The sequence below is a fragment of the Oceanispirochaeta crateris genome (genome assembly GCF_008329965.1).
Lineage (GTDB): Bacteria > Spirochaetota > Spirochaetia > DSM-2461 > DSM-2461 > Oceanispirochaeta > Oceanispirochaeta crateris.
On record NZ_CP036150.1, the window covers coordinates 2,173,500 to 2,189,298 of the forward strand.

Sequence of the window (15,799 nt, forward strand, 5' to 3'; positions counted from 1 at the left end):
AGGAATCTAAGACAATGAAGCCTTTATAGCCTCCAGTCCTGCCTGCGCCACAGCCTCATCCTGATCAGGAGTACCGGAACTGCAGCCGATAGCACCAACAATTTGCCCTTCAACAAAGAGTGGCACCCCCCCTGCGAATATGGTAAACCGCCCCTGATTACTAGACTCAATTCCATAAGTCGGCCCACCGGGTTGACTGATCTCACCATATGCACGCGTTGATTTTCGCTGTGCCGCTGCGGTAAAAGCCTTATTAATGGCAATATCGATGCTCGCAATCTTACCATATTCCATTCTGTGGAACATCAGAAGGCTTCCATTAGAATCAGTAATGGCAATATCCATATCCACCCCGATTTCCTTAGCTTTCAACTCAGCAGCTTTCATCATGGTTAGGGCATCTTCTGGCGTAAGGGCAAGAACTTTTTTCATAAAATCTCCGTATCAATGATCTCTGTCTTCCGGTTTGCATATTTTCTATAGACCATCCATATTATCATGGATCTTAAATTCCTTGATGGACCTACCGGGAATCAGTGTTGTTGAGATGACAACATCGTGTACTTTTTTATGAGGGTTATGGATGATCTGATTCAATAATTTGACAGATTCCTGGCCCATAATCAGATAATCCTGAGCCACCGTGGCAATTTGAGGCGTAATCAATTCACCGATAGACAACTGGTCAAAACCGGCTATAGAAATATCCTCTGGAATTTGATAACCGAGGCTGCCGGCAACACTCATTATATTCAGCGCAATATAGTCATTTGTGGCCACTATGGCAGTGGGAGGATTTTCATTGGAAAAGAACTGTTCCAGCATCGCCTTAATAGCATTCTGATTGTAAAGAGTTTTACTTTCCAAATCACTGTAATACTGATGGTTCAGGTTTTCAGGAAAGAGCTTATGGATGATGAATTGTTCTTTCACTTCCATTTTATAATCATTCATAGCCTTTATGTACCCATAAAACCTCTCGACTCGGCTACTGGACTCATGAGTATTTCCAGAGACAAAGGCAATCCTCTTATGTCCTTTTGATATGACGTATTGAACAATGGAATAAAAGCCGTTTTTATTATCCGATGACACCAATGGTGCTTCAACACCAAAGACCTTTCTATCCAATAGAACAAATGGAAAATTCTTCCGGATCATTAGATTATATATTTCAGGGCTTTCATTTGATGAACTGGGGAAGATGATGGCTCCAACAAACCCTTTTTCGATCAATTCTGAAATTAGTTGTTTTTCAAAGTCATAGGGTGATTTCATCGTTGTTTCATCTGATTCATTGGTGTACAAGTTCAGGGAGAATCCCAGATTTCTGCAGGAAATGCCGATACCCTGAAGGACCTCCATTTCAATGTATATATTGGATGTGGAAGAAGGAATAATAACTGCGACTGAAGGCTGAATGTTTTTCATCGGGTTTTTACTATTTTCTTCCCACATGCTTTGAGGAGTCACAAAGGAACCGGCCGCTTTCTGCCGACGAACATAATTCTTCTTTTCTAGTTCAATCACAGCCCGTGAAGCTGTGATTCGACTGGTCCCATACTGTACCATTAACTCTTTTTCTGTTGGAATCTTATCCCCGGTTTTATAAACGCCCTTTTGTATTTTCTCATAGAGATCATCAAAGATGATTTGATATAAAGGAGGGGTTTTTGTTTTAGCCAATGATTGACTCCTAAAAAAAATTCAGATCCTATAACTCAGTAGCAATTCATTCTGCCATGATCTTTATCATTATAAGACAATTCAGCAGTTCATAACAGTATTCAAAAATATGAAATGTATCGTATTTATATAAAAATCTTGACAGATTTTCAAACTCACATCCATAATGTTATATCATTATATTCTTCTATGTATATAACATTAAATATTGAAACATAACTATCTGCTCTGACAACATGAGTGAAGGACTTGAAATGGACTTAAAATATATAAAGTATGAGAAAGAAGATCATATTGCCCGGATAACACTGAATAGACCAGATGTACTCAATGCCCTGCATCCCCCTGCAACGGCAGAATTAAATGCTGTTTGGACAGATTTTAGAGATGATTCCCATCTTTGGGTTGCCATAATCAGGGGAGCAGGTGAAAAAGCCTTTTGCGTGGGAGACGATCTCAAATACAGAGTCAATGTGTCTGATGACAGCGCCTTGCGTCAATCCGATGAGCATCCAAACTATACCCCGGTCAACTGCTTCAAACCGATTATTGCAGAGGTGAATGGCTATGCCATGGGAGGAGGACTGGAAATTGTCCTTGGTTGCGACATTATAATCGCTTCGGATACAGCGAGGTTCGGATTACCCGAAGCACGCCGTGGTCTTCTGGCAGATGCCGGAGGAGTGGTTCAGATAACCAGGAGGATTCCTCATCACCTGGCTATGGGTATGATTCTGACAGGAAAAATATTCTCAGCCGGCGAAATGTATCGTATGGGATTGGTAAATGAAGTGGCCACAGCTCAGGATCTCTCATCCGTTGTAGAGCGTTGGGTGACCGATGTCTTGGCCTGCTCCCCTCATGCTCTACAAGCAGCCAAGCAGGTTGTCTCAGAAACAGGTCAGCTTCATCCTAAAGTGGCAGCCGATCAGATGGAAGGACTCCATAGGGTTCGCATGTTACGGGAATCTGAAGATTATTTGGAAGGACCTCGGGCATTCTCAGAGAAAAGGACTCCTTTGTGGACAAACCCTAAATCGTGAACCGCCAAAATTGAACCATAAAATAGATTCAAAAGCATTGACTACTTGGAGATTAAAACATGTTAAAAGAAATGAGTGCCTTGAGTGGGATAAAGATCATTGATTTCAGCCACGTTTATCAGGGTCCTGTAGGATCTCAACTACTCGCGGACTACGGTGCGGATGTGATCAAGGTGGAACGCCCTAATTTTGGAGATTGGAGCCGGCACTGGGGCCCCTATGCCGGTGATATAAGCCTCCCTTTTGCCGGTCTTAACCGAAATAAACGTAGCATCACATTGGACTTGAAGTCAGCATCAGGCAAGAAAATTATCCTGAAACTCTTAAAATCGGCAGACATTTTGATGCATAATTTTCGCCCAGCAGTAATGGAAAAACTGGGCTTGGGATATGATGATTTGAAAGAACTAAATCCCCGATTGATTTATGCTTATTCCTCAGGCTGGGGAGATTCAGGACCCTATGTAGATCAGAGACGCAGCGGCCATGATATGCTGGCACGAGCTGCGACAGGATGGTTTAATAATCCGGATACCAACAAGCTCCCGGAAGCCATGGGGATGTCTGCAGACTATCCAGCAGGACTCATGCTGACAATTGGAATTTTAATGGCATTGCAATCCCGGGAAAAAACCGGTGAGGGACAGCAGGTCACAACCGACTTGTATAGCGTTGCTCTCCACGCCAATTCATGGGAAGGAACAACGCAGTTGAATCCTGATTCTATTGATAGCCACACAGGTATTGGGAAGACAGAATCTGCCATCAATAAAATATTTAAGACCAGCAATGGTTTTATTGAAGTCTCCCCGGTTTTTTCTGAAGATTCTCTGCGGGACATCTCCCTGGCCATGGGTCTTGATGATCTTTCAAAAGATCCTCGTTTCATTACTGTTGAAGATAGAATGAAGAATAAAAAAGAATTGAATTCTTATCTTGAAAGATTCTTTTTGACTAAAACAACACAGGAATGGGTGAACCAACTAGAGGCAAAAGCTGTATTGTGCACAGAAGTACGATCTTTTTCAGAAGCAATTAAAGATCCTCAAACTAAAGCAAATAAGATGCTGGTTGATGTAGATCACCCGGGGACAGGTTCCTTAAAGCTATTGGGAACTCCTGTTCGCCTTCATGGAACGAAACCCGTATCCCCTACACACGCTCCCGGTTTAGGTGAGAATACGAAGGATATTTTGAGTGAAATAGGGTACTCTACTTCTGAAATTGAGTCTCTTGTTCAAGAAGGGGTCTTCGGCTAATGCACAGCTTCTAGACCATGAGACTAAATGAGGCATCTCTTTTTAGAACTTTATATCCACAAAATGGATGTCTCTTTTTCCTTTCCCTTTTATATTGTATTATCTCTGCTTGAAAATAAACAGAAATCCTTCCTATGGAGAGTGAACCATTGAAACTAACAGCTGAAATAAAAAAAGAAATACAAAACGCACAGGAAAAACAACTCAAAAATATACTCAAACTGTTATCTGGCTCCGATAGAAAGGCTCTTACAGCCTTTTTACAATCGGGTCAGGCTCCAGGGAGCAAAGCATTTAAGAATCTCAAACCAAATGTGCAAAAGGGTATTCTCAAACTGAACATGACCAATATTGAAATTATGATTAAGAGGACACGGAATCCTATTACCAGATGGCGATATAAAATTGCAAGATTCTCATACAAAAGTCTGTTAAAAGGCACGAAAAAAGAGCTGAAAAAAACAAAAAAAAAGAAGTAGTATCCATTTCTACTGGATTTTCACCAGTCTTTTCTCAAAAGTAAAGTAAAAGTCTTCTTTTACAAGTTGATTCCTCATAGCTTTCTTAGAAAGATACTGACTTTTTTTAAAAACAAGTTGTCGAAGACCAGTATTATTTGCATAATTACTTTAACCATATAATTATTATTTACAGAATATCTGCCATTTATGACTATATTTGTAATATATAAGAACTTAGATTTGTATACAGGCTGTCCGGAGACTATACATTAGTCATTAAGTAGGCCAAGCTAATAAAAAAGTCTAGATAAATTATCTTAAATGAAAATACAGGAAGTATATGAATTTAAATAGCAATAGATGGAAAGCCCTGATTGTAGATGATGAGGCAGAAAGTTTACGTTTACTAGGGTATATCTTCAAAGATGATTTTGAATTGAGTTTTGCTCAAAATGGTTTAATTGCTCTTGAAAAAGCGAAACAGATACAGCCCGATGTTATCATTCTAGATATAGTCATGCTGGAAATGGATGGCTTTGAAGTTTGCAAGAGACTAAAATCAGTCAAGGAAACTGCAAAGATCCCTGTTATCTTCATAACTGGTGCCGCTGATGTTAATACCGAAAAAAAAGCATTTGAAATGGGTGGAGCTGAGTTTATAACCAAACCCATTAACCCGACACTGGTAAAGACACGGGTGAACAATGTTTTAAAGGTACACAACCAGAAAAAAGCCTGGGAAATGGAAATCAGAAAAAAAACCCGGGAACTCAGAGAAGTACAGAAAGCTGCAGTCTCCATGCTGGGCATTGCCGGACATGTAAATGATGGTAGCATGAATAAGCATATCTGGAGAATGGCTCATTATTCAGCATTATTAGCAATGGAAGCAGGCTGGGCAAAAAAAGATATTCAATATATGAAATTGGCGGCCTCCATGCATGATACAGGGAAAATTGGGATTTCAGATAATATACTCAAGAAACCGGGAAAATTAAATGAAGAAGAACAGAGGTTCATGCAGGCTCATACACAAATTGGATACGATATTCTCTCACAAAGCCAGACACCGCTTTTTAAAATGGCAGCCGAAATAGCCTTATATCACCATGAGCGGTGGAACGGTACAGGATACCCCACAGGAATAAGTGGTGAAGAAATACCGGAATCAGCCAGAATCGTAGCCATAACCGATGTTTTTGATGCTCTTACTGTAAAAAGACCATATAAAGAAGAATGGACTTCAGACCGATCTTTTGAAGAGATAAAAAAGATGTCCGGTACTTATTTTGATCCTCGTCTAGTGGATCTATTTTTGTCTATAAAGCCCAAAATTTTACAGGGTATGGAAAAATACGGAAGGTTATAAAACACCTTATATTTTTACATCCGGAAACTATATGGTTCCCAAAGAAATTCATAGTTGATTGTGATATGGAATACGGAGCTCCAGACAAAAACTCCTGGCATTATCTATAACCTGTATATCTCCATTAAAATAATTTTTAAGAATATAACGCACCGCTGACAATCCCATTCCTTTTCGATCATCTTTAGTTGTATAGCCTTCTGTGAAAATGAGAAGACTCTCCTGAGTGGACAATGGCGCGGCTCCATTGTCTGAGTAGAGAATCATGAGCATTTTACCCTTCTGAGTAACAGAAATTAAAACATCTTCTGCCGTCAAATGACCTTTTTGATTATCCCAAGAATTATCAATAAGGGCTAGGAATATCTGATTTAACAGGAAAGAATTCCCTGTTATGTACGATTCATCCGCTGCGTTTTGGGTAAAATTGATTTCAAGATTATATGATTCAAGAAAACTACTCATCCATTTTGAAAAGAGGATCTCTTCTTTCCCGTAATGAGGAGTATCTACAATGAGTAACTTACTAAAGGCTGTCAGCCTTTTATCGGAGTGTTCTATAGCATCATTGATCGAACTGAATGCGTTCTGCATTTCAGAACTAACACGGATCTTCTGAAGATCATTGAGTGTTCTCAATATTTTTTTATTATCTAAATATTTTTTAGATATTCGTATCTTTTTTGTAATTAGAAGTTCTTCAATCTTTCTTATATACTCTTTTGCTAAAAGAAAAGGCTGAAAAGTTTCTTGAAGTTCATTTCGGAACTTTTTAACATCTTTTAAGAGTCCCTGTCTCAATTTCACCATGCAGGTGTCATAACAAAAGAAACGATTTTGAATAAACATGTCCTGCAATTCAGATGTACCTTCAGAGCTTATTTTAGCAGCATGACTTCCCCTCGAATCTGGTACAACACTACTTTCCTGAAATATTTTCTGAATCCTAATAAGAACATCATCTTTCTCAAAAGGTTTGATCAGGTAATCAACGGCACCCAAGCTGAGCCCACGAATCACACTCTCTCTGTCAGATTTTGCCGTAAGAAAAACTACAGGAATCTCACTGGTTTCAGGTTTGCTTTTCAGAATTTTGCAAACCTCGAAGCCGTCCATCTCTGGCATCATAATATCCAGTAGAATCAAGTCAGGCTTTTTTATGCTGACCAGTTCAAGTGCTTTGGCTCCATTTGTCGCGAAATTCAGACTGTACTTATCACTTAGAATGTGTCCCAGAAGTTTCAGATTCTCAGGGGTATCATCAACAGCAAGAACATTTTTATCTTCCATTATCATCAGCCTCCTGTAGGAACATTGCCTTCCCAATTATACATAATAGGAGGGGGATGCATTTTATTCAATCCTGGATTCTCTTCCGATTTGGAAATGCAAATGAGGAAAATTGAGAAGATTGCAGGAACAGTGTGTAATGAACTATAATTCAATGAACCCAAAACCAATCCTCAAAGAAACGTTTTTTTCATTGAAACAAGGGAATATTTATGGATTTAAACCAAACGCTGCTATCAAGAATCATGAATACAATTCATGACCTTGTTGTAGTCATTGATAAAAATTTTCGAATTGAGTACCAAAATCAATCATTTGAAAACTTTATTCAACTAAACTCTCAGGACTTTAAAGAAATTGGTAACCAATCCATAGACCAGATACTACCTCCTCCTTTAATGCCTATTGCCAATGCTGTACACAGCAGTTTTGAACAACAGAAGGTTGTCCAGAATATTTTGGAAGTAGAATCTTCTTTATCCCTGCACTATTACAAACTCACAGCCATTCCCTATTTCTCTGAGATGGGCATGAGTTCAAGTATATGCATATTAACGAATATCACCAATCAAGAGTTAAAAAAGAGGGAGTATAAACAGCAAAATCTTTTCCATTCCACTCTGATCAAACGTCTTCCTACTGGAGTATTCGTATTTGACTATTTGGAAAATACTCCATCCATATCTCTTTGGAACCCAAGGATGGAAAGCTATTTTAATATTACTGAGACTGAAATCCTCGGTGAAAGCTATACTTATTGTTTTTCTGAAGAGCTTTCACGGCTCTTTGGAGAAGCATTGGAATCTATCAAAGCAACCGGTTTTTACTATTCTTTAGAAGGACAGCGTGTATCTACTCCTATGGGTATCAGATATTTTCATATTATTTTAAATCCAATCAGGGACAATCAGGACAATTCACAAACATATCTTTGCCTTATGACGGACACAACGGAGAGTGTGAAGCAAAACAAAGAACTGGAAGTCACCAAACAAAAACTGGAGGTATCACTTAACACCACCTCTGAACTCCTGGAACAAACAGGAGCCGAATTTTCGTCAATTATTGACTCCTCCTTTGAGGTGAGTATATTTTCTCTGGACAAGGATTTAAAATACAGATTTTTCAATACACGACACGCCCTGTTCATGAGGGAGACCTATGGTGTCAAAATTAAGAAAGATGAACCGGAAGTCCTGGTAAGAGATGAGAATGACACATCCGGCATGCCTATCCTGAATCAAATAGAATCAGCATTTAAGGGGCAGACAGTAAAAACAGAGATCATTTTCCATCTTCCGGAAGGCGCGCCCATCTTTATGGATACAGCATTCTCTCCACTTTATGATAATGGTGAGATAACCGGCGTAACGGCCCTATTGTTTGATGCAACGGATCATAGAGATGCCATGGCTAAAGCCGGGATTTTTCAAACTGTAGCCGATCATGCCGAATACGGCGTTTTGATTCTAGATCAAGACTATGTAATTCAATACATCAATCCCTACTGGAAAGATATTCTCTTTCGTTCCAAAAAAGAAGTTTTGGGATCTCCTTTCGAGACTGTATTTCCGGAGGATCAGGGTATCCCTATTAAGATGGCCATGAAAGCCATGGATGAAGGAGGGGGTAACAGAGGTGTTCGTGTCGACTTTAATCCAACGGATGAAGAGATAATTCACACTATTCTTAATTTTGTCTCATATGAGGATAAAAGTATCAAAGCCAGGGGTATAGCCCTGTTCTGCTTAGACATCACTGCAATGGTGCAGGCTAAGAATTCCCTCATAGAGGCTCGCGATAATGCAGAGAAAGCATCCATTCAAAAGAGTTCTTTTGTTGCTAATATGAGTCATGAATTCCGCACACCCTTGAATGCAATATTAGGGTTTTCCACACTGCTGAAAGATTATATTGCCGATCCTGTACCACAAAGTCATTTAGAAAGTATTATCAACAGCAGCAATGTTTTAAAAAAACTAATCAATACAGTTTTGGATTTTTCCAAGATTGAAGCAGGAAGAATGGAGATCGTCCTGGCATCGGTCGAAACAAAACCATTTTTTCAAGAAGTGTATGACATGTTCTGTTTTCAATTCAGCGAAAAGAGAATCGATTTTGAAATAAGAGGCATAACTCCAATCCCTCGAACATTAGTGATGGATGGACTGCGTGTTCAGCAGATTTTTATTAACTTGATCAATAATGCCCTCAAATTTACTCATAGGGGCTGTGTAAAAATCCTTTTAAAATACAATGAAAACACTCAAACCCTTATCATAAGCATTGAGGATAGCGGTATTGGAATAGCTACAAAAGATCAGCAGAAAATATTCGATACTTTTGAGCAAAGCGAAAAAAACAATAATAGAAAGTATGAAGGAACAGGGCTGGGATTAGCAATTACAGAAAAATTTATTACCCTCATGGGCGGATCAATAAAGCTCTCCAGCGATATAGGAACTGGTTGCCGTTTTACCATGAAGCTACCTCTAAAAAGGAGTAACGCGGAAACACATCAACAACTGCGTTACCATCAGAAAATCTCAATTGAAAACAGTTTACAGTGTTATGCAGATACCTCCATTTTAAATGAAAATATGAAAAAATTTGGGAATCAACATGGAATTAGATTTCTTCCCCTTTCTTCTCTTACTCCCGAAAATAGTAAATATGCTCTAAAAATTATCTATGGAGAACCAAACCGGAAACTTTCTTCAGAAGAAAGAAAAAGAACCATTTTTATGGTGGAACATCAGAACTTTCTTAAGATAAATGATGAAGAAAAATTCAATATAATCACAATGGGTATGTCAGAGATAAAACGTCTCTATGCTATAATCAGTATATTAAGCGGTCTCCAATTGATCACGATGAATAACAAGCTCAACCTTTCTCTCCTAAATACAGAAGAAACAGAGAATCTAAGAAGAGCTATAGACCTAAGAATCATAAGTGACATAGAAAATGCTCTACCTATATTGGAGAAATGTGAAGATGAAACAAAACCCTATTCTCTTCCCATAAAAGATGCACTCACTCAATTTGATATACCGGCTCTGGAAGACTTGCTTGATAAAGTAGGAGACATTTTATCTAATGAGAACTCATAACAATCTGGAGGATTTGATCGGTATTCTATTGTTAAAGGAACAATATACATATTCTGAATCATATAGAATGCAAGATTTCACTAATAGTCTTTGATATGGTCTTGAAAACTTGTAGTTTCATAAATATTATTATGCTGAAACAATAGATACTTGGAATGAAAAATCATTACTGATTTTTTCAATCATTTTTATTAAAACTGGAACAATAAATGAGTAAACTGAGACTTTCAAAAGAGCTATTTTCTATCAGGATGAAGCGGTTTAGTTTACTCATTATTATTGCCTTGACCATATTTTCTGCTGTTTTCATATTATTTTGGAAACTACATGCAAATTCAGTCAAAGAAAAAGCCAAATATGAATCAATTATTGAAACACGAACCCTCGCTGAGTCTACGCAAAATCAAATAGCCTTCCTTTCAAAAGAAGTCCTTCAACTTGCATCTCTCTCAAGCATAACAAAATGGGTTGAAAACAACGATTCTCCAGAAATTCTTCATGATATACAAAGGGACTTGCTTTCTGCTTCCAAAGAAAAAAGGATATATAACCAGATTCGATTATTGGATGATCAAGGATTGGAAATTGTAAGAATAGATTTTGATAATGACAAGGGTGCTCAAGTAGTGCAGGAAGACTTATTGCAAGATAAGGGGTCCCGATATTATTTTGAAGAAACACGCTCATTAATGGAAGGTCAGGTTTATGTTTCTCCACTGGATCTGAATATTGAAAATTCTATAATCGAAGAACCGCTAAATCCAGTAATGAGGTTCGGGACACCCCTGTACAATTCAGAAGGTGATTTTTCAGGAATAGTGATTTTGAATTATATGGGTGGAAGGATTTTAAATTTAATAAGGAATAAAACATCTTCTTTGCCCGGAACATTCTCCCTAATCAATGATGATGGTTACTGGCTAATCAATCAAGTTCCGGAATACGAATGGGGGTTTTTATATCCTGATAGAAATAAGATGAATATGAGTATACTTCATCCGACATTGTGGCATCAGTTAGGAAATAAAATTTCTCAGCAGACAGAAACTGATAAAAAGATTATTACTTCAAAATGGATTGTTCCAGCCATAGACAATGTGGTAACGCGGTCCAACGATTGGCTGGCAGTTTATGAACTAGATTATTCGGAATTGGGTGTTTCTATAAGTGATGCATTTTATCGATATTTTAAGTTTTTTATCGTTCTGTTTCCAATAATGCTACTCTTATCTGCCTTTATTAACCAAATTGTGAGTACGAATAAAAGCTATCAACTAAGATTAAAAAGAATGGCTTTATATGACAGTCTGACAGGGTTGCCGAACAGGCACTTATTCTATGACCGGCTTGCGAATCTGGTGGCTGCTCAAGGGAGGACTCCCAATCACTTTGCCATCCTCTTCATGGACCTTGACGGGTTTAAAGCCGTCAATGACAAGTACGGACACGAAGCCGGTGATAAGGTGTTGAAAAGCGTATCAGAAAAATTGAGAATCCTGACCAGGAAATCAGATACCATATCAAGATTTGGCGGAGATGAATTTGTTCTACTCCTAGCAAATGTAAAAAACAATGAAAATTGCGGGAAGATTGCCTCAGAAATTGTCAAATCAATTTCTGAAGCCATACTCATTGACGGAAATACAATAAACATAGGTTGCAGTATAGGCATCAAACTCGTTGAGGATGCAAAATTGAAATCTACAGACTCGTTGCTCGAAGAAGCAGATCAGGCTATGTACCAGGCCAAAAAGAATGGCAAGAACAGATATGAGTTTGCATCCGAAGAAATCATTAAAAATGAAGAAAGCCCTTCTTAGCTTCTGTGTCAGCCACTGGATGGAGTAGAATTATATTCTTTAATCAGCGCCAGAATGTCCTGGATACACTCTGGCTTGGAACAAAAATACCCCTGGTATTCCTCGCAGCCTAATTCTTTAATATAAGCCTTCTGGATTTCTGTCTCAATGCCTTCTACAATGACCTTGATATTTAGTTCATGAGCCAGTTTTACTATCGCTTGCAATATGGAGCCATCGTCTGATTCAGGGTAATCTTTTATGAACAGACGATCAACTTTTAGTTTATCAGCATTCAATTTCTTTAAATAACCCAATGATGAATATCCAGTACCGAAATCATCAATTGCCACAGTGAATTTATTGTGATGCATTGTTTCTATTATACGATTTGTGAAATCTAAATTTTCTGACAGTACGGTTTCTGTTATTTCAAAACAGATGATATTCAGCGGAAAACCATCATCATTAATGATTTTTATCAGATCCTTTGACCTCTCCCCTATATTCGACCAGCAACAGGTTTAGTTTTCAGCTTTTTTAGCTTACTCTCAAATTCTATCGGTGTCATTCCTTTCAATCTTTTTTGAGGTCTTTCTGTATTATATTCAGTCCACCAATTTTCAATTTTATCTCTAGCATCACTGATCGTTTCAAAATAATGGGAATTTAAGCATTCGTTTCTGAATGTTCCGTTGAAGCTTTCAATATAGCAATTATCAGTTGGTTTTCCTGGCCTCGAGAAACTGATCTTGATTCCTTTCTCATAACACCATTTATCAAGCTCTTTACTTCTGAATTCTGGTCCATTATCACATTGTAACGTTTCTGGATAACCATATCTTTCTCCAGCCCTTTCTAGAACCTCAGAAACATGTCGGCCGTTTATTGAATAACCAACATGAATAATTGGGGACTTATTTGTTGTTGGATCTATAACTGTTAATACCTTAAGTTTCTTCTGATTTGCAACAGAATCACTTACAAAATCAATCGCCCAAAGTTTACCAGGTGTTTCTGGGATTACAGCAGGCTCTCTATTTTCAGACGATATCTTTTTCCTACGTTTCCTTCTCTTCAGTTGCAATCCCTGTTCGTTGTAGATCCTCTCAGTACGCTTATGATTGATGGGCATGCTATTCTGGCGAAGTTTCAAATGGATCATACCACAGCCATATTTTGAGTTCTTTTTAAGTATCTTATATATCTCTTTGATTATCTCACCATCATCATTTGGCTTCAAATCATAGAGATAAGTAGATCGTGGTATTTGAACTAAGCGGCAGGCTCTTCTTATTGATAACCCGAAGTATTTCACAAGATGCTTTACAGCGTCTCTTTTTACTCCGGGTCGCAGAACTTTTTTATGATTTCCTTTTGAGCCATATTATCAAGTGATAAATTGGCAACTAGTTTTTTTAGGTTTTCATTTTCTTGTTCTAGTTGTTTTAATCTAGCAATCTCTTTTGAAGACATATCTGCATATTTTCTCTTCCAAATGTAAAAAGTATTCTCGCTGATCCCGTATTCTCGGGCAACGTCACTAACCTTTTTTCCTAGTCTCTGTTCTCCCAGAATCTTTACGATCTGTTCTTCTGTAAATCTCTTTTTCATATCAGCCTCCATTATATTTTTTGGCTGAAAACTAATCTAGGTTCTGGTACGATTTATTGGGGAGAGGTCACCTTAATAATTGTGAAATCTGTAAATTCCTGGGAAGACAAATTAACAGAAATCCGGAAATCATCATTGGTTATCTCAAGTAATTCTCGGCATTCCCGGACTACCCTGCTCAGAATATATTTACCAAGTTTTTTTATTTGGATGGGGTTTTCTTCCAGAATAGGCACAAATACAGAGGGAGGAACGGATCCAAGATTCTGATTATTCCACCTGACAAGGGCCTCCAGACCAATAATTTTATTGCTGATTGCATCATTCTGAGGCTGATAAACAACCGTAAACTCTTCCCTCTCGAAAGCAAAGTCTATTTCCTTTTTGATTCTAAAATATTGGCTGACTTCTTCATTTATATTCTGGTCAAATAATAAGTATTTGTTTCTTTTAATCCTTGTGATGGCTTCAAGAGCTATATTTGCCTTTTCCAAGAGATCATTTATTTCATCCCCGTGATCAGGACCCAAGGCAACCCCGGATATATAGTCGATATAACACCTTTCATCACTAAACTGTAGAGAAGCTACTGCCCTGTCAATTCTATCCATTACATCTTCAATCTTATCTTCTCCAAGAACCAAGGCTATATATCAAATGTGATGAAGGAGCAATGATTGCACTTTTACTGCTCATTTTTTGCTTAAGTTGGTAGGATAAATTACTAACCAGCATTTTTTCTTCATCTTCTGTCATTCCGCTTCTTAAAACAGAATACTCCCGAATCCTTAGGGCAATCACTATTTTTCTATCAGAGTTCCCTTGCAAACTTCTCCTTAGCACCGGGATGATAGATTCTATTGACGACAACGAAGCAGATTTATAAGGCATCGCTATTTTCTGGATCTCATCAATTACAGGAATATTTTTCGGCTCCGAATATATACCGATGTAATAGGCCACCTGCTTGGTACTGGTCGTAACCGTTCGTATTCTTAAATACTTTTGAATATGTACATTTTCTGCTGTTACATTCCACATATTTCCTTCCCAGATAATCTGATTATTCATAGGTGAAGAAAAATCAGGAACTTGATCCCCCTGTAAGAAGGTTTTAGGCTTTTTACCCTTGATATCTTTGAGTTTATAACCATATATCGATTCAAAAATAGGATTACAATAAATGATCCTTTTCGCGCTGTTTGTGATCATCACACCATCATGAGAAAAATCGGAAATGATACCCGATGCTAAAAGCAGCAAATGTTCAGTTTCTTTCTGTGTTAAAAAAATTAGAATGATGAGAATAATGAAAAATTCAAAGAGAAGAATGAGGACTTTAAAATATTCGTTTCGGGCAAATAGAGAGCCGTAGATACTTACAATTTCTTTTCGATCATAACTGCTCAACAAAAGCCAGTTATCGCTGATTTCATCAAATACAATATTAAAGTTGCTATTGTTTACCCTTAACTGCCTCTTAAAGTACTCTTTGCCATTTAGTGAAAAACGCTCTGATTCACTTGCTATGGTGAGGTCATACAAAGGATTGTCACCTTCTCTACCCATCAAAAATGATGTTTCTAACAAAACTTCTTTTTGTATCTGATTCAAATTGAGAAAATTTGTTTTGTCCAGCAATCCAATATCAATATTTCCTGAATCCGCATTTTCGCTTTCCTTTAGAATATCTAATATCGTATAACCATCAAGGTTTATAACTAAATACCCTATTTTTTCATTTCCTTTATTGATAGGAACCCCAAACCTTACTGTAGGAGTAAATGGCCTTTGAATCTGACCATTCTCCACATTCAGATCAAAATCAGAAATATAGAGATCATTTTGACCTATTTTCTGCAATCCCTTAAAATAGTACCGTTCACTTTTATCCTGAAGCTCTATATTTTCAAAGATATGATTATCTAGAATACTATGTTCAACTCGCAGGATTTCAAAGCCTGATTTAGAAATATATCTCAGCTGAAAAAACAGTCTTTTACTCTCCAATACTCTGAAGAACATATTTTTCATCTCTATATAATTCAGATCATTTGGATTCTGTATGTAATTTGTAAACTCATCCGATTTTTTTATCAGATTCAAATCATCATAGGTATTTTGAAATAACTGGGAAAACTGTTATTCATGCAAGCTTATCAATT

General features: G+C 37.6%; 14 protein-coding genes. 6 read left to right on the forward strand and 8 right to left on the reverse strand.

The window, feature by feature from the left end; all coding sequences use genetic code 11:
* Window positions 1-6 precede the first annotated feature (6 nt).
* Both EXM22_RS09880 and EXM22_RS09885 read right to left on the reverse strand, forming a co-directional pair.
* Window positions 7-432, reverse strand: a complete 426-nt coding sequence (locus EXM22_RS09880) for a GlcG/HbpS family heme-binding protein (RefSeq protein WP_149486361.1) — start codon at window positions 430-432, stop codon at window positions 7-9.
* Between the two features lie 45 nt (window positions 433-477).
* Window positions 478-1,686 carry a GntR family transcriptional regulator gene (locus EXM22_RS09885; protein ID WP_149486362.1) on the reverse strand — a complete coding sequence of 403 codons (1,209 nt, stop codon included), beginning with the start codon at window positions 1,684-1,686 and terminating at the stop codon, window positions 478-480.
* A gap of 236 nt (window positions 1,687-1,922) precedes the next feature.
* Between EXM22_RS09885 and EXM22_RS09890 the strand changes: the two genes are divergently transcribed.
* From EXM22_RS09890 to EXM22_RS09905, 4 genes are all read left to right on the forward strand, one after another.
* Complete coding sequence (locus tag EXM22_RS09890; RefSeq protein ID WP_149486363.1) at window positions 1,923-2,729, forward strand: enoyl-CoA hydratase-related protein; 807 nt, start codon at window positions 1,923-1,925, stop codon at window positions 2,727-2,729.
* Window positions 2,730-2,788: 59 nt separating this feature from the next.
* Window positions 2,789-3,988, forward strand: a complete 1,200-nt coding sequence (locus EXM22_RS09895) for a CaiB/BaiF CoA transferase family protein (protein ID WP_149486364.1) — start codon at window positions 2,789-2,791, stop codon at window positions 3,986-3,988.
* 149 nt (window positions 3,989-4,137) lie between these two features.
* Entirely contained in the window at window positions 4,138-4,467 is a 330-nt protein-coding gene (locus EXM22_RS09900; protein WP_149486365.1) for a hypothetical protein, read from the forward strand.
* A 322-nt stretch (window positions 4,468-4,789) separates the two neighbouring features.
* A complete protein-coding gene (locus tag EXM22_RS09905) occupies window positions 4,790-5,818 on the forward strand; it encodes a response regulator (protein ID WP_149486366.1) in 1,029 nt (342 codons plus the stop codon).
* Window positions 5,819-5,866: 48 nt separating this feature from the next.
* On the opposite strand, the gene EXM22_RS09910 is transcribed toward EXM22_RS09905, so the two are convergent.
* Window positions 5,867-7,108, reverse strand: coding sequence for a response regulator (locus EXM22_RS09910; RefSeq protein WP_168203442.1), 1,242 nt, complete (start codon window positions 7,106-7,108; stop codon window positions 5,867-5,869).
* Window positions 7,109-7,320: 212 nt separating this feature from the next.
* On the opposite strand from EXM22_RS09910, the gene EXM22_RS09915 reads away from it, so the two are divergent.
* Together EXM22_RS09915 and EXM22_RS09920 are read left to right on the forward strand one after the other, a co-directional pair.
* Window positions 7,321-10,221 carry an ATP-binding protein gene (locus EXM22_RS09915; protein WP_149486368.1) on the forward strand — a complete coding sequence of 967 codons (2,901 nt, stop codon included), beginning with the start codon at window positions 7,321-7,323 and terminating at the stop codon, window positions 10,219-10,221.
* A 209-nt stretch (window positions 10,222-10,430) separates the two neighbouring features.
* Window positions 10,431-12,041: a diguanylate cyclase domain-containing protein gene (locus EXM22_RS09920; protein ID WP_149486369.1), complete on the forward strand. Its 1,611-nt coding sequence runs from the start codon at window positions 10,431-10,433 to the stop codon at window positions 12,039-12,041.
* Between the two features lie 8 nt (window positions 12,042-12,049).
* Here the strand turns inward: EXM22_RS09920 and EXM22_RS09925 are convergent, their stop codons facing one another.
* The 5 genes from EXM22_RS09925 to EXM22_RS09945 are packed head-to-tail and all read right to left on the reverse strand — an operon-like array spanning window position 12,050 to window position 15,740.
* The gene (locus EXM22_RS09925) at window positions 12,050-12,526 is read right to left on the reverse strand and encodes an EAL domain-containing protein (RefSeq protein ID WP_149486370.1); all 477 of its coding nucleotides are present in this window, start codon (window positions 12,524-12,526) and stop codon (window positions 12,050-12,052) included.
* Window positions 12,523-13,338 (reverse strand): IS3 family transposase, encoded by an 816-nt coding sequence (locus tag EXM22_RS09930; protein WP_246157002.1) that lies wholly within the window; start codon window positions 13,336-13,338, stop codon window positions 12,523-12,525. Before EXM22_RS09930 ends, EXM22_RS09925 begins: the two co-directional genes overlap by 4 nt.
* Before the next feature lie 23 nt (window positions 13,339-13,361).
* Entirely contained in the window at window positions 13,362-13,634 is a 273-nt protein-coding gene (locus tag EXM22_RS09935) for a transposase (protein WP_168203443.1), read from the reverse strand.
* Window positions 13,635-13,687: 53 nt separating this feature from the next.
* The gene (locus EXM22_RS09940) at window positions 13,688-14,245 is read right to left on the reverse strand and encodes a GGDEF domain-containing phosphodiesterase (RefSeq protein WP_210411440.1); all 558 of its coding nucleotides are present in this window, start codon (window positions 14,243-14,245) and stop codon (window positions 13,688-13,690) included.
* Window positions 14,246-14,258: 13 nt separating this feature from the next.
* On the reverse strand, window positions 14,259-15,740 hold the full coding sequence (locus EXM22_RS09945) for a PAS domain-containing protein (protein WP_425465759.1): 1,482 nt from the start codon (window positions 15,738-15,740) through the stop codon (window positions 14,259-14,261).
* Between the last annotated feature and the right edge of the window lie 59 nt (window positions 15,741-15,799).